The sequence below is a fragment of the Sorangiineae bacterium MSr11367 genome (genome assembly GCA_037157805.1).
In the GTDB taxonomy this organism is placed as follows: domain Bacteria; phylum Myxococcota_A; class Polyangia; order Polyangiales; family Polyangiaceae; genus Pendulispora; species Pendulispora rubella.
The window spans coordinates 9,813,450-9,836,781 of sequence record CP089983.1 but is presented as its reverse complement, the minus strand read 5'-3'; the positions used below and the strand labels follow the sequence as shown (position 1 = coordinate 9,836,781).

The window sequence follows — 23,332 nt, the reverse complement described above, 5'->3', positions numbered from 1 at the left end:
GCAAAGGCGGCCGCGGGGCGCCCCCTGAGACGAGGCGCGCCCCATCAATCGGAAATCTGTTGGAGATCATTCATGCACGGGAAATTTAGCTGCTTTGTCATCGGCGAAGGCACTCTGCCCGTTCTATGCGCTCAAGAGCTCATCAAGGCGTCGTCCGAGATTCTGGGAATCATTTCGCCCGACCCGGCAGTGCTTCAATGGGCGCAGGCCAATGGCGTGCGTGGCTTCTCGACCGCGGCCATCGAGGTTTTGCGCCAGACTCCCTACGATTACCTCTTCAGTATCGCCAACAGAGTGATTCTGCGCGACGAGATTTTATCCACTCCGCGCCAGTATGCGATCAACTTCCACGACGCACCGTTGCCGAAATACGCAGGGGTACACGCAACGTCCTGGGCGCTGATGCAGCGGGAGCGGGAGCATGGGATTACATGGCACACGATGGTGGCTGACAAGATCGATGGGGGAGAGATCCTGAAGCAGGTCATCATCCCCGTCAGCCCGACCGAGACGACGCTGAGCCTCAACGCGAAGTGCTTCGGCGCCGGCGTCAAGGCCTTCGCCGAGATGATCCGCGAATTGGGCACGGACCAAATCCGCGGGCGACAACAGGATTTCAACCAGCGCAGTTATTTCCCCGCGTCCAGAAGGCCAACAGGGGCGGGGATCCTGTCTTGGCAGATGAGTGGACAAGACATGGAAGCCCTCGTACGGGCGCTCGATTTTGGCGGCTATGACAATACCCTGTCATCGGCAAAGCTGATCGTCGAGGACAGCTGGTTGGTGGTGGACAAATTGCAGGCACTCTCCGCGAAGTCCAATGCTGCGGCGGGAACTATCATTGAGATTCGGGACAATGCGTTGGTCGTTGCCACTTCTTCGTGTGACCTAGTGATTCGGCAACTTCGCACTATCGATGGCGAGAAGGTGTCCGCCCTCGATTTCGCAACTCGGTTCAAGTTATCTCCGGGCCATCGCTTCGATGATATGCGGTCGGACCAGAGAGAGCGCGTCGCAGTTCTGGCAGAGTCGCTCGCCAGGTACGAGAACGCCTGGAGAAGGCGGCTTCACGAGACGACGCCACTGGCGATCGCCTCGGCGAGGTCGGGTGATGCGGCGGCCGGTGCTGGGATGGCGTGTCATCGGGGCATACTTCGCTCGTCCGAGATCGAAGCGTTTCTGAAGGCCCACGACACCTGGCGCGTCAACGACTTCTTGTTCGCGGCATATGTCATCTACCTGTCTTGTTCGTCCGGTAAGAGCGATTTCTGCGTCGGTTTTGGTCATCGGAAGTTGCACGACGAAATCCGCGGCCTGGAATCCTTCTTCGCGTATCCCGTCCCATGGGTCCTCGATGTCAATGGCAACAAAAAGATAACGGAAGCCATTGACGACATTATCGCGCGGCTGGAGTCGACAAAAGCCTCCAGGACGTATCTGCGCGACCTCGGGGCCCGATATCAAGGTGCGTCACCGACGCGACTCTCCATCGTTGTCGAAGAAGCTGGCGTTGCCGGGGCATCGAAGGGCGACTTCGATCTGAAATTCGCGGTTTCGGAAAGCGGAGACGACTGCTCCTGGTTTTACGATTCCCGACTCCTGTCGCAGAAGGACGTTGAAACGATTCACGATAATTTCTGCAATTTCTTGTCGGCTCTCATGCTCAAGACGGCGGACGCCGTCAATGAGCTTCCGACCCTGTCGCACCGGCGCTGGCTGGGCGCGGGACCGGAGGGCGAAGATCGGCGGCAGCCGCATCAGGATCCGGATAAGGCGGAGCAGAGAGCCATTTTGCTGGACCTGAAGGAGAAGCGCATCTCGCCGGCAGAAGCGCGGCAAAAGTTGGAAAGCATTCTGCGGAAAGGCGGCGCCGGAGGCTCGGGTTCCTCGAAGACCGATGTTCGCTCCGAGAGCGCCAGAAATCAGGTGCCTGAACCCGTCGCCGTGGTGGGCATCTCTGGACGATTCCCCGGTGCCAGGAATATTCGCGAATTCTGGGAAAATCTGCAAAACGGCGTCGATAGCGTCAAGGAAATTACCAAAGATCGTTGGGATATCGATCGCAACTTCGATCCCGAGCCCGGCAAGGCAGGGAAAATATATTCCCGCTATGCGGGCTTCATCGACGATATCGACCGCTTCGATCCGTCGTTTTTCAATATGTCGCCGAAAGAAGCCGAACAGATGGAGCCTCAGTATAGGCTCCTTCTACAGGAGACCTGGCGAGCGATCGAAGATGCCGGCTACAAGGCGAGTTCGTTGTCGGGAAAGAAGGTAGGGGTCTTCGTCGGTGCGAGCGTCGGGGATTACTCGGGGGACAATGTGCAGGTCCCCTCGTTGGAGTGCAGCCGCATCGCATATTTGTTCGATTGGAGAGGACCGTGCATCTGTATCGAGACGGCCTGCTCTTCCGCGTTGGTCGCCGTCCACGAAGCTTGCATGCATATCGGGACGAACCAAGTGGAAATGGCTGTCGTCGGGGGGATGAACCTCATGGTAACCCCAAATGCCTACCGATATCTGTCTCGAACCTACGCACTCTCCGCGAAGGGAAAATGCTTCTCATTCGATGGTCGGGCGGATGGAACCATCTTTTCCGAAGGCGTCTGCGCGATCGTGTTGAAGCCGTTGTCGTCGGCTCTGTCCGACAATGACCATATCTATGGCGTCATCAAAGGGTCGGGCATCAATTACGACGGCAAAACGAACGGAATTACAGCCCCTAGTGGCAAAGCTCAGATGGAGTTGGAGGCCGGGATCTATCGGCAGTTCAATATCGATCCGGAAACCATCACGATGTTCGAAGCGCACGGCACCGGGACGACATTGGGCGATCCTATCGAAGCGGACGCGATGAACAAGGCCTTCAGGCAGTTCACGCGGAAGAAGTCCTTCTGTGCCCTCGGATCGGTGAAGTCGAATATCGGGCATACGGGCTTTGCCTCCGGGCTCGTCGGGATGATCAAGGCTCTGCTCTCGCTCGAGCACCGGCAAATACCCGCGACGATCCACTATCAGGCCCCGAACCCGGCCATTTCGTTCGCCGACAGTCCGTTCTACATCAATACGGCGCTGAAAGACTGGGCCGCGGCCGAGCCGCGTGTCGCGGCGGTCAGTTCCTTTGGATTCAGCGGCACCAATGCTCACGTCGTGGTTGAGGAGGGCCCCGCTCGAAGGGCGCCGAAGGCGCGCGCAGTCCACGTCGCGGGTTCGGCCCGAATGGTGCCGCTGTCAGCCAAGAATCGGGATCGATTGCGGGAGGCCGCCCGCAATCTTTTGATGCACCTCCGCGAAGATAAGACGTCGCGGGCAAGGATTGAGCTGACGGATCTCGCGTACACCCTCCAGGTCGGGCGGGAAGAGATGAGCAGCAGGGTCGTCTTTCTCGTTCACAGCCTGGATGAACTGATCGACGACCTGGCAGCCTTCCTCGATGCGGACGACGACCGCCCGCGCGGAGAACGAGGAACGTGGTGTCGAGGGGATGTGAAGAAAACGGCCGACGGGCTGCGGCTCGTCAAAGGCGATAAGCACTGGCGCGATCAGGTTCGCAGGTGGGTCCAACAGGGAACGCTCGTCAAGCTCGCGGAGTTGTGGGCGAAGGGGGTGGACGTCGACTGGGCGCTACTTTATCCAGAGCTCGCGGACCGGACCGGGAATGCACCGGACGATCGCCGCGGGCCTTATCGAATCAGTCTACCCACGTATCCGTTTGCGGAGGAACGCTATTGGATCGACAACACCACGCTCGGAGCTCCAGCATCCGCTCTTCCTCTTTCAAGTTTGCTGCACCCGCTCCTCCACGCAAACACCTCGGATCTTTCCGAGCAGCGATTCAGTTCCCGATTTAGCGGCGACGAGCCTTTCCTGAACGATCATCAGGTGAAGGGCCAAAAGGTACTGCCCGGCGTCGCCTACCTCGAGATGGCGCTGGCCGCGGTGCAGCGAGCTTGCGGGGGAGGTCGCGCCAACGGCGCAGTTGATGGAGGGGGTCGTCTCGATGGCATTCGACTGACCAATGTCGTATGGGCAAGGCCGATTTCCGTGCGCGACGAACCCGCCGAAGTCCACATAGGTTTGTCTCCACGGGAGGACGGGGGTATTGCCTACGAGATTTATACTCATCCCCCGAGCTCCGCCGAAAAGGCTGTCGTGCACAGCCAGGGTGTTGCGGTGCTGACCGCGGCGGACCAGCCCTCGCCGTTGAATCTGCGAGCCCTTCAGGCCGGGCTGGATGGGAACGCTCTCAGCCCGCAGGCCTGTTATGCCGCCTTCAGTGCCATGGGAATCGACTATGGTCCGGCCCACCGTGGGCTCGAGAGAATCCATGTCGGCGAGCGTGAAGTGCTGGCGAAGTTGAAGTTGCCCGCTTGCGTGACGGAGACGAAGGGTCAATTCAGCCTTCACCCGAGCATCTTGGACTCGGCGCTTCAGGCAACGATTGGCATCGGCAACAGCGATGTCTTGCTGCACCGTCTTGCGGCAGAGCGCCGGTCGCGCCCCTCGTTGCCATTTGCGCTGGAGAGCCTCGAGGTGATGGCGCCGTGCCAGGAGTCGATGTGGGCCTGGATACGCTCCGTGGGGAATCTCGCGGCCGACACCGGCGCGGCGTCGGAGATGCTCCAAAAGGTCGATATCGACCTGTGCGATGAGCAGGGAAACATTTGCGTGAGGCTGAAAGGGTTCTCATCCAGGATTCTCAAAAGCGCTGAATCGGAGAGTGCAGAGCCTATCGGCACACTGCTCCTGCGACCCACCTGGGAGGAAAAGCCGGCTTCTTGCGCGGAATCGCCGCGAGAATACGCGCAGACTCACGTCTTTCTGTGCGGGTTCGATCGAGATCTGCGCGGGCTGCCAGGTGACCTCGCCCCGACCTCCTTCGTAAATCTTGATTCCGCGGGGACTCTGCAGCCAACTCCTCTCGAGAGCTCGAGGCCTTGGTACCGGCGTTTCGAACACTGCGCCGTGCGGCTGTTCGAAGCCATCCAAGAGATTCTGCGGACGCAACTCAAAGGGGAGGTGTTGGTCCAGGTTTTGGTTCCCGGCGGCGGCCGCGACCGGACCTTTTCCGCGGTCTCGGGATTGTTGAAATCGGCTCAGCTGGAGCACCCGCGGCTCGTGGGGCAAGTGATCGAGGTCGACGGGGACGAATCGGCGCCGGAGCTAATCGACAGACTGCGGGAAAACGCGCGGTCGCCGCAGGACCAACGGATTCGTTATGAAGGCGGGAAACGTTGCGTGGCATCGTTGGCCGCCGCCGTCGTCCCTGAAGTGGACAACTTGCCTTGGAGGACCGGCGGCGTCTATTGGATCACGGGCGGCGCCGGAGGATTGGGCCTGATTTTCGCCACCGAGATCGCCGAACGGATTCGCTCGGGGACCTTGGTCCTGACAGGTCGCTCGGCATTGAGCCCCGAGCGCAAAGCGCATCTCGAAGCGCTGGAACGTTTGGGATCCCGGGTTGTCTACAAAACCGTCGATGTGTCGGATCGGCGCGCTGTCGAGGCGTTGGTCAACGAGATCAAGAGCGAGTCTGGTGGCCTACAAGGGGTAGTCCATGCAGCGGGTGTACTTCGAGACAACTTCATCGTGAAAAAGACGGGGGCCGAATTTCACGAAGTTCTTTCGCCGAAGGTGGGCGGACTCGTGAACGTGGACGACGTCACCAAGGAATTGGACCTCGACTTCTTCGTCGTATTTTCGTCCGGCGCGGGGGAGATGGGAAACGTCGGGCAGTCGGATTATGCGACGGCCAACGCGTTCATGGACGCCTTTGCCGACTACCGAAATGCGTTGGAGGAGGCGAACCAGCGCACGGGCCGCACGTTGTCGATCAACTGGCCCCTTTGGCGGGACGGGGGTATGAAGAGCGACGACGCCAGCGCGCGGATGTTGAGAGAGAAAGTCGGCATAACGGCGATGCAGACGTCGTCCGGTATGGCGGCCTTCTACCGATGCCTGGCCTCGAGCGAGCCGCGGGTCATGGTGGTGGAAGGTATGCTCGAGCGTATGACGCGGAAGCTGTTGCCGGCCGAGCGACATGTGCAGCCCGGGCCCGAAGCCGCGCCCGTGACGCCATCTGCGGCAATCGAGACTGGCGATTTGCTCGACAAGGTCCAGCAGAATTTGATCCAGGTGATCTGTGAAGCGACGAAGCTCAGAGCAGGAGACCTGGATGTCGAGAGCGAGTTGAGCGAGTATGGTTTCGATTCCATCTCGTTTACGGATCTCGCCAACCGACTCAATCAGCGGTATGGCCTGGGATTGACCCCCACGATCTTTTTCGAGTACTCGAGCATCGGCAGCTTCGCGAAGTACCTGGTCGACGAGCACCGGGACGCCGTTGCACGACAGTTCACGATTTCACCCCAGGAGCGAAGCCACGAGGAAGCAGGCGAGAGCGAGGTGCATGCCGACGACGGCCCTCGCCGGGACGATGGCGATGGTGAACTCGAGAAGCATCTTGGAGTCTCGAAGCGCCGCGCTCGATTCGCCAATCCAGCGGCTCGTCCTGCACCGCCCGCACCGCCTACCGTGGTCCCGTCCCTGAATGGGCCGCAACCCTTTGCCGTCGTGGGGATGAGTGGAAAATTTCCCATGGCGGCAGATCTAGGTGAATTCTGGAACAACCTGCGGGCCGGCAAGGACTGCATCCAAGAGATTCCGAAACAGCGCTGGGATTGGAAGGCATACTTCGGGGATCCCCTCCAAGGGAATGACAAGACGAATATCAAGTGGGGCGGCTTCATCGAAGGCGTGGATGAGTTCGATCCGCTATTTTTCGGCATATCCCATCGGGAAGCCGAGATCATGGATCCCCAGCAGCGGCTTTTGATGACCTACATCTGGCTGGCGATGGAGGATGCGGGCTATTCGGCGGCCAGTCTTTCGGGGAGTCGCACGGGAATTTTCGTCGCCACGGCCAGCAACGGCTACGACAGTTTGATCTTTCGCTCGAATCGCGCCGTCGAGCGCTACACCGCGACCGGGATGGCACCGTCGATCGGCCCCAATCGCATGAGCTATTTCTTGAATGTTCACGGCCCCAGCGAGCCCATTGACACCGCCTGCTCGTCGTCTCTGGTAGCCATGCACAGGGCGATTGTCGCGATCGAAGCGGGCGACTGTGATCAGGCTCTCGTGGGTGGCGTGAACACACTCGTCACGCCGGATGCCTATATTCGATTCAACAAGGAGGGCATGCTCAGCGAGGACGGTAGATGCAAGACGTTCTCCAGCCTGGCGAATGGCTACGCGCGTGGGGAAGGCGTGGGCATACTCTTTCTGAAAACATTGAAAGCGGCTGAAGCTGCGGGAGATCACATCTATGGACTGATTCGCGCCAGTGTCGAGAACCACGGCGGCCGGGCCAATTCGCTCACGGCCCCAAACCCGAAGGCCCAGGCGGAGCTGTTGGTGCGGGCGTATCGAAAAGCCGGCATGGATCCGCGCTCCGTTGGATACATCGAGGCGCATGGGACTGGCACGAAACTCGGAGATCCCATTGAAATCGACGCGCTAAAGAACGCATTCGTGGAGCTCTATCGGCAAAGTGGTGATGCGGCGGTGGCCGGACCACATTGTGGAATAGGCTCCGTGAAGACGAATATCGGCCATTTGGAATTGGCATCCGGTGTGGCCGGGGTCATCAAGGTGCTTCTGCAGTTCAAGCACGAGATGCTGGTGGAGAGTCTTCATTGCAAAGAGATAAATCCGTATATCGACCTGCGAGGCGGTCCATTCTATGTCGTGCAAGAAGCGAAGCGATGGGAGGCTTTGCGGGATGATGCCGGCAAGACGCTGCCGCGCCGCGCGGGCGTGAGCAGCTTCGGTTTCGGCGGGGCGAACGCCCATATCGTATTGGAAGAATACCGGGCGACGCCCAGTGAGGGGGCGAGCGTCAACGGCGCTACTGTCACGGAAGCCTCCGAGCCAGCGGTCGTCGTATTGTCCGGCAAGAGCCGGGATCGCTTGCGCGACTATGCGAAGAACCTTCTGCACTTCGTTCGAAGTGATATGGGGCTGGGGTCGAAAACCAGTCTCGAGGATCTTGCTTACACGTTGCAAGTGGGGCGGGACGCGATGGACGTGCGTTTGGGGGTGGTCGTTCATTCAAAGCCGGAGTTGGCTCAAAAGCTCGAGGAATTCATCGAAGGCAGGGATGGCACGGAAGGCGTCTATTCAGGGCAGGTCAAGAAGAACAAAGAGATCGTGACGGACTCCGGAGCCGATGAAGACCTGCGGGAAGCGGTGGGCAAATGGATGGAGGGCAAGGAGTTCGCCAAGGTTCTCGAGCTGTGGGTGAAAGGTTTGAATGTCGATTGGAACGGACTTCATGGTGCGCGCAGACCGCGGCGGATCAGCGCGCCTACCTATCCGTTCGCCAGGGAGTGCTACTGGGTGGAGCCCCGCAGTGCATCGGTGGCAGACAGTGCGCCGTCGGAGATCGTCCTTCGCGCGGATCCCCCAGCCTCCTTGAACTCTGCCGGCCCCCCAGCCGGCATGGGCCAGTTGCTATGTTTCGAGGAGACTTGGCAACCCGTCACCGCCCGGCCCGATGCGCGTCATCGCGTGGCGTGGACTCCGCGCAGTGTACTCTGCTTTCTCTCGGACAGCGCGGAGCAGCAGCACCTGCGCCGCTATCTCGAGGCAAAGAGTCCGGCCATAAAGACCTCTTTCATTTCCACGACGGTATCCTCTTCCGGGGCAAGTTGGCGGGTGGAGCCCGGCAACAGGGACAGCTTCCGGGAAGCCTTCCAGCGCGTCGCCGGGGCCGCAGCCGATGTGGATGCCATGCTGTATTTGTGGCCGCTGGAAAATCCGGCCTTCATCGAAGACGCGGCCGGTATCGCGACGATCCTTCAATCCCTGAACCTGGCGGCGATCCATCCCCGCCGCATCGTGCTCGCCGGTGAATACAGCGACGGCCTGCAGCGCAGTCACCTCGAATCCTGGATCGGTTTCGAGCGATCCATCGGCCTGGCGTGGCCGGACACCCGGGTGACGGCGCTTATCCGGGAGCAAGGCGGTGGCGACCGGGCTGATTGGTGGCCAATGCTGTGGCGCGAACTCACCAAGGCGGAGACCAGCAGCGTGTTGTACGAGGGGCAGATGCCGCGCGAATTGCGCATTCGCCCGCTTGCAGAAGAGTTGCAAACAGGGGCGGCAACACGATGACGGAAACCATACTGATTACTGGCGGCTGCGGCGGCCTGGGGGCTATCGTCGCCGGGCACCTGGCGGCCAAGGGACCCGTCAATCTGATTTTGAACGGAAGGTCTCCGTTGGGTGAGCGACAACGGAGCCAGCTTGCGGCGTTGGAGCAGCACAATTGCAATCCATTTTATCTGGAGGCGGATGTTAGTGACGCCAGCGCGCTTCGCCGAGGTTTGGCGGAAGCCCGAGCGCGGTTTGGTCCGATCGATGGTGTGATTCACGCCGCGGGTCTGGCCGGGCGGAAACTCTTCGAGCAGCCGCCAGGGGAGTTCCAGAAATTTCTGGACCCCAAGGTCCGCGGCGTACAGGTGCTCGATGAGGTGCTGGCCGGGGAGCCGCTGCGATTCGTGTGTTACTTCTCCTCGACTTCCGCCGTATTGGGTGACTTCGGCGCTTGCAACTATGCCGTCGGTAACCGTTTCATGATCGCCTACGCCCGCCACCGCAATGCGCTGTGGGAGCAGGGGCAGCGCCAGGGGCGCACCATCGTGATCAACTGGCCGCTGTGGCGCGATGGCGGCATGGGTTTTGGCGACGATCGGGTCGCGGCGCGGTACCTCAATGCCAGCGGCCAGCGGATGTTGGAGACGCGAGAAGGGCTGGCGCTGCTGGACCGTTTTCTCGGCGCGCAGCAGGAGTCGACCCAGCCTCTGGTGTTCGCAGGCCGACCCGATCGGATTTGCCGTTTTCTCGGTGTCGAGACCGCGGAGCAAGAAACGGCGCAGATTGCCGATGCGCCGGCCGCCGGCTCGGACAGCTCGGACAGCAGCGGCAAAAACGGGTTGGGCCGAGCGGCGCACATGCACGGCTGGCCGCTGGAAAACTGCCTGGCCTGGGACCTCAGAGAGATGATTACGGCGTTGCTCAAAGTGCCGGGCGATCGCCTGGACGAGACGACGCAACTGACGGACTTCGGTTTCGATTCGATCGGCCTGGTCCATTACGCGCGCGCGCTTTCGGAGCGCTACGGTCTTGCGATCACCCCCGATCTTTTCTTTGCCCATTCAACGCTGGAGCAACTGGAGCACTATTTCCTCACCGAGCACGGCCCGGTCATGGCGCGTTGCTATCGCGAAGAGCACGAAGAGCATCGAGGGGAACAACGAGAACAACGAGATCATCGGCAGGAACAACGACCCGTCCCCGCCTCCACGATTCGGGCAGAAGCCCCGTCGAATACGTCGGAGCCGATCGCCATCATCGGCATGAGTGGCCGATTTCCCAAAGCCCGCACGGTGGACGAACTGTGGAAGCTTCTTGCCGAGGGAATCAATGCGGTCGATAGAATTCCCGCCGATCGTTTCGACTGGCCAGCGTATGGCGGCTCCCTAGGTGAAGGTGCCGATCGGCCGTTGCCCCAATGGGCCGGCATGATCTCCGGGGTGGCGGAATTCGATCCGCAGTTTTTCGAGCTCTCCCCGCGCGAAGCCAACAGCATGGATCCCCGCCAGCGCCTTCTGCTGCAGGAAGCCTGGAATGCGCTGGAAAATGCCGCCTACGGGCCGCGGCAAATCGAGCGTCAACGCATGGGCATGTTCGTCGGCGTGGAGGAGGGGGACTACCATCGCTTGGGTGAAGAGTATTCGGTAGATCTGGATAAGGAGTCTTCGATAGCCTCCAATCACACCGGGATACTCGCCGCCCGCCTGGCCTACTTTCTCGATTTCAAAGGGCCGGTCATGGCCATCAACACCGCTTGTTCCTCGGCCCTGGTGGCCGTGCATCAGGCCTGCCAGAGTCTCTATAGCGACGAGTGCGACACTGCGCTGGCCGCGGGGGTCAACCTGCTCCTGACACCGGGCCCGCTACTCGACATGGCGCGGGCTGGCATGTTGTCGCCGGACGGGGAGTGCCGGCCCTTCGATAAACGCGCCAATGGGCTGGTGCCTGGCGAGGCGGTTGCCGTGGTGGTGCTCAAGCGCCTTTCCCGCGCCCTCGCCGACGGCGATCCCATTCACGCCATGTTGCTCGGCAGCGGCATCAATCACGACGGCCGAACCAACGGCATCACGGCGCCGAACCGGCTTTCCCAGACCGAGCTGATTCGCCGGGTTCACGCCAAGTCGGGTATCGAAGCCGCCCATATCGGCTACATTATCGCGCACGGCACCGGCACGTCATTGGGGGATCCGGTGGAGGTCAACGCCCTCAACGATGCCTTCCAAGGTGCGCCAGCGCGCGACGCTTGCGCCCTGACCTCGACCAAGTCCAACCTTGGCCACACCTTTGCGGCCTCCGGGCTGGTGAGCCTGCTGTGCATGGTGCAGGCGCTTCGCCACCGGACCATTCCCGCGAGCCTTCATTGCGAAGAGGAGAACGATTTCATTCAATGGGGCAAAGGCCCGTTCTTCGTCAACAAGGCGAATCGGCCTTGGCAGGTCGGGGCCGGTGAGCGGCGGCGCGGCGCGGTCAGCGCGTTCGGGATCAGCGGCACCAACGCCCATGTGGTGTTGGAGGAGTTCGATGGAGAGCCTGTAACCGGGGCCGGTGACGGGACGGAACCGCCGTACCACTTGCTGGTGCTTTCGGCAAAGACAGCGGCGGCGCTCACGGAAAACGCGCGCTCGCTCGGGCGGGCGCTCGGGGACGAAACCCTGGCGCGGCGGGGACTCGCCGCCATCGGCTACACCTTGCTCGAGGGGCGCACCCACTTCCGTCACCGCTGCGCCCTGGTGGTGACGTCGATCGACGACGCCAGAGAGCAGTTGAATCGGTTCGGCGAAGGAAAGCGGCGGACGCTGTTCGAGGGCGTGGTGCCGCGCGAGTTCAGCGAGCAGAAAGTGGTGGCGAATCACATCGCCGAATTGCTGCAACGAAGTCCCGATTTGATACGGGATCCTTCCTCTTATCGCGACATACTCTTGGGGCTGGGCGAATTTTACTGCCGCGGCTACCACATCGACGGCGAGATGCTGGCGGGAGGTCCGCGCCGCCGGATCTCCCTCCCGGCCTACGCGTTCGCGCGCGGGCACTACTGGCAAACGCGCGGCACGGGCGCCGAGCGTCGAACTGCCCGGGAAGAAAACAGGGAGGTAAACGTCGCACCGGAGGCCATTGGCACAGCCAGCTTCGAACCAATTTGGCTGGCTTCACCGCTGCCGGAAACAGCGGAAGAACTGGATTTTGCCGAACGGATCCAGTGGGTGTGCCGCGCCAATGAAAGCTCGATCCGCGAATTCTCCGTCGATGAACGCTCGACCGATGTGCATTCGACCGACGAATTCGATGCCCAAACTCCGTGCGAGCGTTACGAAGCCATCGCGCTACAGGTTTTCGAGCGGCTGCAGGGGATTCTGAGCCGCAAACCGGAGGCGGAAATCCTGCTGCAGTTGGTGGTCTGCGGCGAGGGGGACGACTCTCCGTTGACCAATCTGACGGGATTGCTGCGCACTGCCCAATGGGAAAACCCCGCGCTGGTCGCCCAGTTGATTCACGTAGAAGGCTCGCCCTCCCGACGACGGCTGGCGGATATCTTGGCGGAGAACCGCCGCGCGTCGAGGGATCGACAGATTCGCTACCGGCAAGGGCAGCGCGAGGTCATGCGCTGGGTGCCCCTGGAGAATGGACCGGTCGACGCGGAGGATGGCAGAATTCCCTGGCGCCATAACGGCGTCTACCTGATCACCGGTGGCAGCGGAGAACTCGCCCGCCTGCTCGCCAATGACATCTCGGCCAGCGCCCCGCAGGCCCGGTTGATTCTGTGCGGCCGCTCCGCGCCCGACGCCAGGATGGAAGCACGGCTTGCCGCCGGGCAGGGCTATCGACAAGCCGATATGAGCCGCCGGGAGGATGTCGAGAAGCTGATCGCTGATATCGAATCTCGGTATGGGCGGCTCACCGGCGTCATTCACTGCGCGGGCATTGTCGAAGATGGCTTCATCGTCAACAAAACAAGCCGGCAATTCCGCGCCGTCCTGTCGCCGAAGGTGGCCGGTACCGAGTGGCTCGACGGGGCCACGCGCGATATGGACCTCGATTTCTTCTTGCTGTTTTCGTCGAGCACCGGCGCACTGGGCAATCCCGGACAAGCGGATTATGCCGCGGCGAACGGTTTCATGGACGCCTTTGCGGACTACCGCAACCGGCTGGTGGCGGCGGGCGTGCGCCGCGGACACACGTTGTCGATCAATTGGCCATTGTGGCGCGAGGGCGGAATGCGGGTGGAGGCCGGCCGCCTGGAAATCCTTCGGCGCGACAACGGCATCGCGCCGCTGGAGACGGCCGCCGGGATGGGGGCGCTCCGGCGCGCGTTGACGGGAAGGAGGGCGCGCGTGATGGTGCTCGCGGGCGAAGTTTCCCGCCTGCCGTCGATATTGCAGCTCCCACAATCGCAGAACGCGCAACCACGGCATCGAAGCCCCGAGGCCCAAACCCCACCGCCTTCGAACCGAGAAGGGGTGAACGGGCAACGGATGACCCGGGCGGCGGCCGGCAGCCTGCTGATGCGGGAAATTCGGCAACAACTCCTGATCGGCGATGAACAGCCCCTGGATGCGGAAGCGACATTCACCGAACTCGGGCTCGATTCGATTCAATCGCTACGCTTGATGCGCGCGTTGTCGGCAAAGTTCGACCGGCCTTTGCGCGAGACACTGGTATTCGACTACCCAAACATCGCCGCCCTGGCGGAATATCTTTCCGGGCAGGAAATTGAAAAACCGCGGCCGCTGCCGCGGCCACTGAGCGCCGAGCCGCAGCCGGCCGATTTCAAAACGCATTTGGCCGCGCTGCGCCAGCGCTACGATGAAATCGTGCCCCTGCAGATCGAGGGCGACGGGCCATTGTTGTTCTGTATCCACCCCATGTCCGGGGACGTTGGTATCTACACCAAACTGGCGGAGTTCGCGGCGCGGCGGTTTCGCGTGATCGGCATCCGGTCGAGAGGATTGCTGAGCGGGCAGGAACCGCTGGCCACGGTGGAGACGATGGGTCGTCACTACGCGGGCATCCTCGCCGCGCTCGAACCGGGGAGGCCGAAGCATCTCATCGGCGCCTCCATGGGCGGTGCCGCCGCGTACGAGACCGCGCGACAACTTCAGCTGCAGGGCGAAAGCGTCCACACGCTGTTCCTGGTGGAGGCGCCGCTCATCGAGACGGACGAAGACGCCGCGCTCTGGGCTAGCGACTGGGTTGAAAACCATGTGATGAACGCCAATTTTCTATTGATTGCCCTGTTGCATCTCGAAGCCGATTTCCGCGCCAGAAAGGCCGCCGGCTACATCCAGTGGAGCGACCTGGAGATTCGCAGAGATGAACTCGAATCCCCGGGCGAAGCAAGGAGCAATGGGCAACAGCTGTGGGGTCACGGCGAAGAGTCGCTGGTCGAGCGCCTGGTTAGCCTGATCAAAGGCCGCGGCGTAACGCCGGAAAAGCCCTATCTCAAACAGCGGCTGCAATCCATGGCCGCCATTCATTCGGCCAACCTCCGGGCGCTGCAGGGTTATCGGGCGTCGCCCCGGTCCGCGGAGCGGGCGCAGTTGCCCCGTGTGCCCCGCGCGTTTTTTCTGCGCAGCCGCAGCGGCCAGGCGGTGTCCACCGGGGTTTACAATCCCGACTATCTCGTCAGGGTTCAACGCGCCAAGGGCGGTTTGTTGCCTTTTTTCGAGCCCTGGCAGGCCCTACTCCCGGGCATGACAACCTTCGAGGCGGAAGGCGGTAATCATTTCGACCTGCTCAGCAGCGATGCCGCGGTCGAACGCATGGCGGAGCGAATCGCGGCCATACTCGCGGCACCGGTTGAAATTCTGGATGCTCCTCCTGAAGTGGCAAAACTGCCGACGAAAACCCCGGCATTGAAACGGCCCGAGCCCGATGAACACGGCGGCGAAGCCATCGCCATCATCGGCATGTCGGGCCGCTTTCCCGGCGCCGAGACGCTCGAACAGTTTTATGATCTACTGAAGTCAGACCGCTGCGCACTCGCGCCGCTGCCGAGCACACGCGGCTGGGACCTGCCCACAGTCGAAGTGAATCAGGGCGGATTTCTACCGGATATCGAGAAATTCGATCCACTGTTTTTCAATATACCGCCGAACGAGGCCGCGCTGGCCGACCCCGCCGAACGGCTCTTTCTACAAGAGAGCTGGAAGGCCATCGAAGACGCCGGCGTCGACCCTCTGTCGCTCGCGGGAAAAAACTGGGGCGTGTTCTGCGGTGGCGGCGGCGATTACACCCTTCGGATCCAGGCCCACAGCGGTGTCTCTCCCCATGTGACGACGTCGGCCATCCCTGGGCGGGTATCTTACAGCCTCAATTTGGCCGGCCCCTGCCTGTCGGTGGACGCCGGCTGCGCCTCCTCGCTGCTGGCGCTGGCACAGGCCTGCGATTATCTGACCCTGGGCCGGTGCGAAGTGGCGCTGGCTGGCGGCGTGCTGATTCAGAGTACGGCCAATCTTATCCACGCGGCCTGGCGTTCCGGAACGTTGTCGCGGGACGGGCAGTGCCTGGCGCTCGACCAGCGCGCGGGCGGTATGGCCGTGGGCGAGGGCGTGTGCGCCGTGGTGCTCAAACCGCTCCGAGCGGCACTGGCCGACGGCGACCGTATCCACGCCGTCATCGAGGCCTGGGGCCACAATCACAACGGCAAGACCAACGGTATGGCGGCGCCGAGCGGCAAAGCGCAGACGGCGCTGATCTCGGATATCTATCGCCGGTTCCGGATCCAGCCCGAGACAATCGGCCTCGTCGAGGCCAACGCCACCGGCACGCCGCTCGGCGATACGGTGGAGATCCAGGCCCTGGTAGATGCCTTTCGCCGATATACCGACAAGCGCGCGTACTGCGCTCTGGGGACGGTCGAGAACCATATCGGGCACGCCTATCAGTGCTCCGGCATGGCGCATCTGATGAAGGCCGTCCTGGCTCTCAAGCATGGGGAAATTCCAGGCACCCTGCGTGCCGAGCAGCCCAGTGCCGCGCTGGAGCCGGAGAGCAGCCCCTTTTATATCCATCGGCACGCGATGCCCTGGCCGGCCCCCAACGGCGCACCCCGGCGCGCCGCGGTCAACAGTTTTGGCTCCACGGGAGCCAATGTGCACATGGTCGTGGCCGAAGCGGTGATGCCGCCGGCGGCACCGGATGCCACGAACGGTCCGGTGCTGATAGCGCTCTCCGCGAAAACGCAATCGGCGCTGACCCAGCGTTGTCGCGAGCTCCTGGCGTTTCTCGAGCACCGGCAGGTGAACCTGGGCCAGCTTTCGGCGAATTTGCTATTGCGACGCAGTCATTTTACCGAGCACCGCTGTGCACTGGTGGTTTCGACCCGCGACGAGCTGCTTGCCCAGCTTGCATATCTTGCTGGCGATACGGCGGCCCGCGGCGGCGAAGCACCCGCGACGGGGCACAGCGAACTTTACGCGTTGGCGGCCCAGTACCGGAGCGGCGGTGCCATCGACCTGGAGCGACATTTTTTGGTGCAGGAGAAAGTCCCCCTGTCGTTGCCCGGCTATCCGTTCGAAAAAAGGCATTGTTGGATGGAGAGCGGGCTGGAAGCTGGGAGGGCGGAGCAACCGGCCTCCAGTCGGACGATCATTCAACGACTGATTCAGGACATCAGCGGTTACCGCGCCGAGGAGATGGATCCAACCTCGCCGCTAAGCCGCTATGGGCTCGACTCTCTGATGAGTATGAGATTGCTGGCGCTGATCAACGAGCGTTTCGGCCTGGCGTTGCAACTTGCGGATCTGACCGCCAATGACAGCCTGAATGCGCTGGCTCGCCTCGCCGATCGTGAAGGCGCCATCCCCCGCGAACCGCAACAGCGGATCGGTGCGCCGCGGCCGGAGGCGGCGGAGAAGGAGTTTACGCAGCAAACGCGCTGGTTCTTCGAGCGTCTGCAAGCATTGCCCGAGGCCCTTCACGTTATCCGCCGGGTGCGCCGCGACGCCGATGGCGATCGCGACCCGCAGAGCGCTACGGCGGTTGCGGACGGGTTGACACCCCAGGATTGGTTAATGCCCGAGGATTGGTTGATGCATTGCCGCCCGGCGTTGACCTACCTGCTCGAGCGCGGCATCGCTGTGTTCAACAGCTCCAGTCATTCTTACTTTGTCGCGCACCGCTCGATCGATGTGGCCGCGGAGATTGAACGGCTCGATGTCCCCGCTCGCGAGAGCCTGTTGCGCCACTGCCCGATGGGGGTACTGATCGCCCCCGTCTCCCAGGAGCAGGAGCGAAATCTCTATCACTCCGAGGTGATGCAACAGTCGGCCTGGAACATTCACCACGTCTACCAATCGAGCCTCGACGACCTGGACGTGTCCCTGCTCGAGTCGGCGCTGGTGAGTTTGATCCGCCGCCACGACCTGCTGCGCACACGTTACGTGCAGTCGGGGCCATCGAGCTGGGCGCAGCTCGTCGAAGCCGAAGGCCGGCCGGTGTTTCAGGTCGTCGAAATGCCATCGCCCGAAGCCTTTCAACGGTTTATCCTGGAGCGGAAAAATCGCCTGCTGCAGCTGGGCGAATTGCCGCTGTTCCACCTATGGCTGACAAAGACCGCCGGCCACTGGTATTTCGGCTTTGTCACCCACCACAGTCTCGCCGACGCTTTCACCACGACGCTTTTGTTTACCGACTTGATGCGCCGGTACACCGCGCTGGCGAAGCGTGAAATCCCGCTGGACGAGCCGCTGGGCGAAGAGTACTGGCACTACACCCTGGGGCAGTTCGACCCGCAACGCTGTGCCGATGAAGAGACGGCGCAGTTTTGGCGCCAGCGTCTCTCGGCTGCGACGGTGGCGATGAAATTGCCTTACAACCGACCGCCGGACGACGTCGATGAGCGTGTTCTGCGGATCGCCGAAAATCGTGTCATCACCTTGCCGGACAGACTGAACCAGGCAATAGATCACGTTCATCGGGCTCACGGCATCACCTTTACACACTTGTTTTCCGCCGCCATCGCCCTGGCCCTGGTCGAAGGTATGGGCAACGAAAAAGCGTTGATACAATACATCAACAACCAGCGCGACCGGGCTTCCCTGTTGAACACACCCGGGGAATTCACCAACATGCTGTTTGTTCCCTTCGAGATGAGCGCTTTCTCGAACGCCGGTTCTGCGGGCGCGCCAGCCTGGCCTGGGGCCACGGTACTGCAATTTTTACTCGGCATGAAGCGGCAGACCCTGGCGTGCTTGCGCCATGCCAAAATAGCGTTTTCGGATTTGCTGGCCCTCACCGGGCTGGAAAATTATGAGGGGTATTACCGCCAGCGCGGGGACGTGGTGATCGACAGCGCCGATATCGATACGGCAACGCTGAAGCAGACGCAGGCGCACGGCAGCTCCCGCTATGCCGATGGTTTCGACAGGGAGGGGCGGGCCGTCGAAGGGCCGGCGCTCGCCACGCTGTTGTTTCAGCTTTTGCGCGTGAACGGGCGCATTCATCTAGTCACCTCCTATCGAAAAGCGTTGTTCGACACGAGTGAGCTGCATCGGCTAGCGTCCATGATTGTCGATATCGTGGAGCACATGGTCGAGAATCCCGATCGGCCCTGCAGCCAAATGCTGGCCCATTTTCAGGCCCCGTTGCAGCGACTGCGGGAGCGATCGCTGCGTTCTGTCGGCGCCCCCCCTTTCGCGCGACCGTCGCGGAGCTCCAGCAAACCTCCGGTTTTTGCCGAGTGCCAAGCGCTCAATCGGGTTGAACAGGGGCGGCCCGTATTCTGGATTCACGCCGGAGGACTGGGCGGCGTGGAAGCTTACCGCACCATTGCCCGTGACGTTCCGCGTCTATTTTACGGCATTCAGGCCCGCGGCTGGATGACGGAACACCATCCGTTGCGAGGTGTGGAGGCCATGGCCGCCTATTATGCCCACATCATCAAATCGGTACAGCCGCACGGCCCTTACGATCTTGGCGGTTACTCCCTGGGGGGCATGCTGGGCTACGAAGTCGCCCGCCAGTTGCAAGCGTCGGGCGATGACGTGGCGAGCCTGGTGATGGTGGACAGCTACGATGTCGTCGACACCGAACCCGGCCCGCATTTCAACAAGAAGAACATGCTCGGCGCGGTGAATCTGTCGCTGCAGGCATTGGCGGCGGAGCCCAAACGGGCTGACGAGTATTTGATCCACAGGGACGAACTGGACTGCGATGCCGACGACCATGGGTTCTGGTCGCAACTGATGATGCTGGCTGGTAAGCGCGGGATGACCAAGCCCGAAGGCCAATTGCGGGAGTTGGTGCGGCAGATGATCAAGTTTGGCCGTTCATTGATGGGCGATCCGTATTCCATCCCGCCGCTCATCGCGCCGCGGTCGGTCCGGTGTCATTACGTTCGCAACCAAAGCGGAACGTTTTATGGACAACTGGAACCCCACTTTACGCTGCCGGGAACGAACAAGCTGTATGTCGACGGTATGAATTACTGGCGCACCTGGGAGGAGAGACTGCCCATTCTTGAAATCATGGACGTGGAGTCGTCCAATCACATCAGCCTGCTGTCGGAGCGGTGCTCCGCGGAGGCTATCTCGGGGGTTTGTAGGGGCTTGTATGCAATTTCATAGTCTGCCTTTGAGATCCCGCATTGTCACATTGAATGAATGGAGGTCCTTACCCGCCACCGAAAACATCATGGGGGCGATCATCTATCAAAAGGCCGAGGCTGAGCCCTGGCCGCTCCCCCGGGAAGTGCCCCGGATATATGTGCAGATGGTCAGACCGCAAGACGAGAGTGTCGCCGAAATATGGTACAGCTCCAACGCCGTGCGCTATGAATCCACGGGTACGACGACAATCGCGCACGACGGGGAATACCTATTCGTCGCAACCGGGTTCACAGAAAAGGGCGACCAGCTGGAGGTGCAGACCGAACGTCTGTATTTGGAGACGTTTCGTTTGCTGGATCGCCTGGCCTATACCACGATCTGCCGAATATGGAACTATGTCCCCGAGGTCAATCAGGACGACCGAAACGGCCATGAGCGGTACAAAGTATTTTGCTCCGGCCGGAGCAAGGCTTTCACCCAATATTTTCCCGAAGCGGATACCGAGTTTTCTGCCGCTACGGGGATAGGAAGTATGGGGGGAGACGTCGGGGTCGTGTTCCTGGCAAAAAAGGCGGGGGAGGTGATTCACCTCGAGAACCCGGAGCAAACCCCCGCCTATTTCTATCCTGAACAATATGGGCCCAGATCGCCCAGTTTTGCGCGCGCCACCTATGCCAGGAGCCAGGTCGGGCGGGGGTACCATATTTTCGTCTCCGGCACCGCCAGCGTTATCGGCTACGAGAGCGTCCACCAGGGAGACATCACCAGACAGGTCGAGACCTCAATCGATAATATCAACACCGTGGTCTCGGCCATCAATCTGAACGCGTACGGGATCAATAGCGGCCATGGCGCGCACAGCCTGAGTTCGGTCAAGGTCTATATTCGACACGAGAGGGACTTTGCCACGGTCAAGGCGCTCTGTGAGCGCCATTGTCCCAACCGCCCCATAGCCTATCTGCACGCGGATATTTGCCGTTCCGATCTCGATGTTGAAATCGAGGGTGTGGCCTACGGTGAGGACCGCCCGAGTGTTCCAGCGACCTTGAGGGATTACTTCACGTTGCAAACCGCGCGCAACGCCCGAAAGCCAGCCTACATTTATCTCGACGAGAACGGCGAGGAGTGCGACCAGATCAGCTTCTTGCTGCTGAGGCACAAGGTATTCAATATCGCGTCCTGCCTGCAACGGCGCTTCAAGAAGGGCGACAAGCTGGTATTGGCCTATTCCCCCGGGATAGAATTCGTCATCGCTTACTATGCGTGCATCTTGTCAGGTCTCGTCGTCATCCCCATTCCGGCGGGGGATCAGGTCGAGACGGAGTATACGTTGCAAAAGATTCAGCTCGTCGCCGAGACCTTGGACGGCGGGTTTGCCGTATTATGCGATGATGATACGAAGAGGCGAGTCGGTGAGCGTTCGTTGCCAGACATCGAGTTCTTGACGCTCGGTGATCTATGGGACAAGCATCAGAAGTCCTTCGAATTCATCGCGGTCGAACGGGATGACATCGCCACACTCTGGATTGCCTCGGATTCCGCGGGCGACGCCAAGGTGGTATCGCTGAGCCATGACGATCTGGTCGAGAAGGCCAGAGCCGAGATAGAGAACTGGGACTACACGAGTCAGTCCGTCTCCGTATCCTGTGTTCCGCACTACCGTTATCTCGGTCTGGTGTTCAGTATGATTCTTCCCATCTGCAACGGCACCACGACCATCTTGATGGCACCCGGAGCGTTCGTGCGTCCCCAGACGGACTGGCTGCGGGCGATCTCCCATTACCGCGCCACCCATAGCATCGTGGCAACGTCCGGCTACGAGGCCTGCGTCGCGCGGCTGACGAACATGCAGGATATGGAGGTGTCCGGTTTTTGATCGCACCCCTGCGTCAGTGTCGTTGAGCAAACCGATGTTAGCCCCCACCAGGATGCTGTTTTTCGAACAGAATGCTGCTGTTGATGCCGCCAAATCCGAAACTGTTACTCATCGCAATGCCGATGCGGGCGTCGATTGCGGTCCCGCCGACGAAGCGGCACTCTCGATCGATTGGCTCGTCCAGGTTGATGTTTGGGTGCAGAAAGCCGTCTTGCATTTGTACGACGCAGGCGATGGCCTCGATGATGCCGGCGGAGAACAGGCAGTGTCCGGTCAGGCCTTTGGTGGAATTGATCCAAAGCTCGGCGAGCTCATTGCGGAATACTTCCCGAATGGCGTCGAGCTCCGTGATGTCTCCTAGAGGAGAGGAGGTCCCATGAGCATTGATGTAGTCAACTTGGTGCGGCTCGATGCCGGCTTGCTGTAGGCAAAGCCGCATGGATCGTGCCTCGCCTGCTTCGCTCGGATTCGCCAGTCGATTTCCGTCCAACGATAGACTCCCCCCAAGTACCCGTGCGAACTGGAGGACGCCTCGTTTCTTGATGGACTCCTCGGACTCCAAAATGATGCAGCCCGAACCTTGGCCCGGGATGAACCCTTCGTGTTGCTCGTCAAAAGGACGACAGGCCTGGTCTGGCTTATCGTGGAATCGCTTACCGCCCATGGCGCCAAGGTTGTGGAAACCCTGTAGGGCCAGCGGTGATAGGTCACTCAAGGCGCCGGCGACGACGCAGGCGTCGGCGAGTCCGAGTTGTAGGAGCTGCATTCCCTTCACGATGGCGACATTGCCGCTTGCCGAGGCCCCTCCGACAGAAAAACCTTCACCTTGAATGGAAAATATCTCGCTGATCGTACCGACGTAGTCGGTTGCCAATGCATGCAGTGGGTAGCGTGGCGATAGGTATTCGGGAGCTTGCTGAAATTGGAGCATCGACTCGTATTGATAGGCTTGGCAGGCGTTGTCGCTGGCAACGACCATGGCGATTCGGTGCTCGGGGATCGGTCTGTCATGCAAGTGGGCTTGCCGCCAGGCTTGCAAGACGGCCAGCACCGTCGTTTGAATGGGGTACGGTGCTCGACCGGCGCATTCATCCGCCTTTTCGAGTATGTGCGCCGGCAGATCGCTGCACGACAGCTGTCTGTTGAACGAAAAGTCCTTTATGGCGGCTCCGATATTCACGGAGCCGGGTTGGCTTGAAGCTTGCGGTAAGAACCCGATGCCACGAACGCCATGTCGCAACGAAGACGAAAATTCATCCGTGTTCTGCGCAATGCTGCAGACCGTTCCCATTCCCGTGATGAATGTGTTTTGCATCGGTGCTTACGTGCGTCCTCCTGAGGGTGCGCCGAGAGGCTTCGGGCGCTTGTCTGTTTCGGAAAAATCTCGTATAAATTGAGGGATCATGTCAGGAAACGAAGTTACGAAGGATGAGATATTCGGTGTTGTTCGAGGGCATATTCTCGAGATTTTGACGAAGTTGGCTCCTGCCGATGTTCGCTCCGATGTCAGTATGAAAACCCTCGGTGCCAACTCGATTGATCGCGTCGAGGTGATCGTGAAATCCATGGCCGATTTGGCGTTGAAGATTCCGCTCATGGAATTCAGCAATGTCAGCAACATAGGGGAGCTCGTCGATGTATTTTACGAGAAAATGCAGGTCAAATGATATGGGTGCAGATCGATCGTGACGCCAATGAGATCGCGCTTCTAGGTCGAAGATTGCTGGGAAAGCCGTGACCCGCGAAGGCGGGG

The 23,332-nt window shown here is 60.9% G+C and carries 5 protein-coding genes; 4 read left to right on the top strand and 1 reads right to left on the bottom strand.

Annotated features, from left to right (window positions below):
* Positions 1-72: 72 nt before the first annotated feature.
* The 3 genes from LVJ94_37820 (at position 73) to LVJ94_37810 (ending at position 21,579) form a co-directional block, all read left to right on the top strand.
* The gene (locus LVJ94_37820) at positions 73-9,177 is read left to right on the top strand and encodes an SDR family NAD(P)-dependent oxidoreductase (protein ID WXB02663.1); all 9,105 of its coding nucleotides are present in this window, start codon (positions 73-75) and stop codon (positions 9,175-9,177) included.
* Entirely contained in the window at positions 9,174-19,721 is a 10,548-nt protein-coding gene (locus LVJ94_37815) for an SDR family NAD(P)-dependent oxidoreductase (protein ID WXB02662.1), read from the top strand. Before LVJ94_37820 ends, LVJ94_37815 begins: the two co-directional genes overlap by 4 nt.
* Positions 19,722-19,788: 67 nt before the next feature.
* A complete protein-coding gene (locus tag LVJ94_37810) occupies positions 19,789-21,579 on the top strand; it encodes an AMP-binding protein (protein WXB02661.1) in 1,791 nt (596 codons plus the stop codon).
* A 37-nt stretch (positions 21,580-21,616) separates the two neighbouring features.
* Here the strand turns inward: LVJ94_37810 and LVJ94_37805 are convergent, their stop codons facing one another.
* Positions 21,617-22,894 carry a hypothetical protein gene (locus LVJ94_37805; GenBank protein ID WXB02660.1) on the bottom strand — a complete coding sequence of 426 codons (1,278 nt, stop codon included), beginning with the start codon at positions 22,892-22,894 and terminating at the stop codon, positions 21,617-21,619.
* 88 nt (positions 22,895-22,982) lie between these two features.
* On the opposite strand from LVJ94_37805, the gene LVJ94_37800 reads away from it, so the two are divergent.
* Positions 22,983-23,246: an acyl carrier protein gene (locus LVJ94_37800; GenBank protein WXB02659.1), complete on the top strand. Its 264-nt coding sequence runs from the start codon at positions 22,983-22,985 to the stop codon at positions 23,244-23,246.
* The last annotated feature ends 86 nt before the right edge of the window (positions 23,247-23,332 follow it).

What these genes read in the sequence shown, in the direction of transcription:
- LVJ94_37810 (WXB02661.1), top strand. Translation starts at nt 19,789, where the DNA reads ATGGGGGCGATCATCTATCAAAAGGCCGAGGCTGAGCCCTGGCCGCTC.
- LVJ94_37815 (WXB02662.1), top strand. Translation starts at nt 9,174, where the DNA reads ATGACGGAAACCATACTGATTACTGGCGGCTGCGGCGGCCTGGGGGCT.
- LVJ94_37805 (WXB02660.1), bottom strand. Translation starts at nt 22,894, where the DNA reads ATGCAAAACACATTCATCACGGGAATGGGAACGGTCTGCAGCATTGCG.
- LVJ94_37800 (WXB02659.1), top strand. Translation starts at nt 22,983, where the DNA reads ATGTCAGGAAACGAAGTTACGAAGGATGAGATATTCGGTGTTGTTCGA.
- LVJ94_37820 (WXB02663.1), top strand. Translation starts at nt 73, where the DNA reads ATGCACGGGAAATTTAGCTGCTTTGTCATCGGCGAAGGCACTCTGCCC.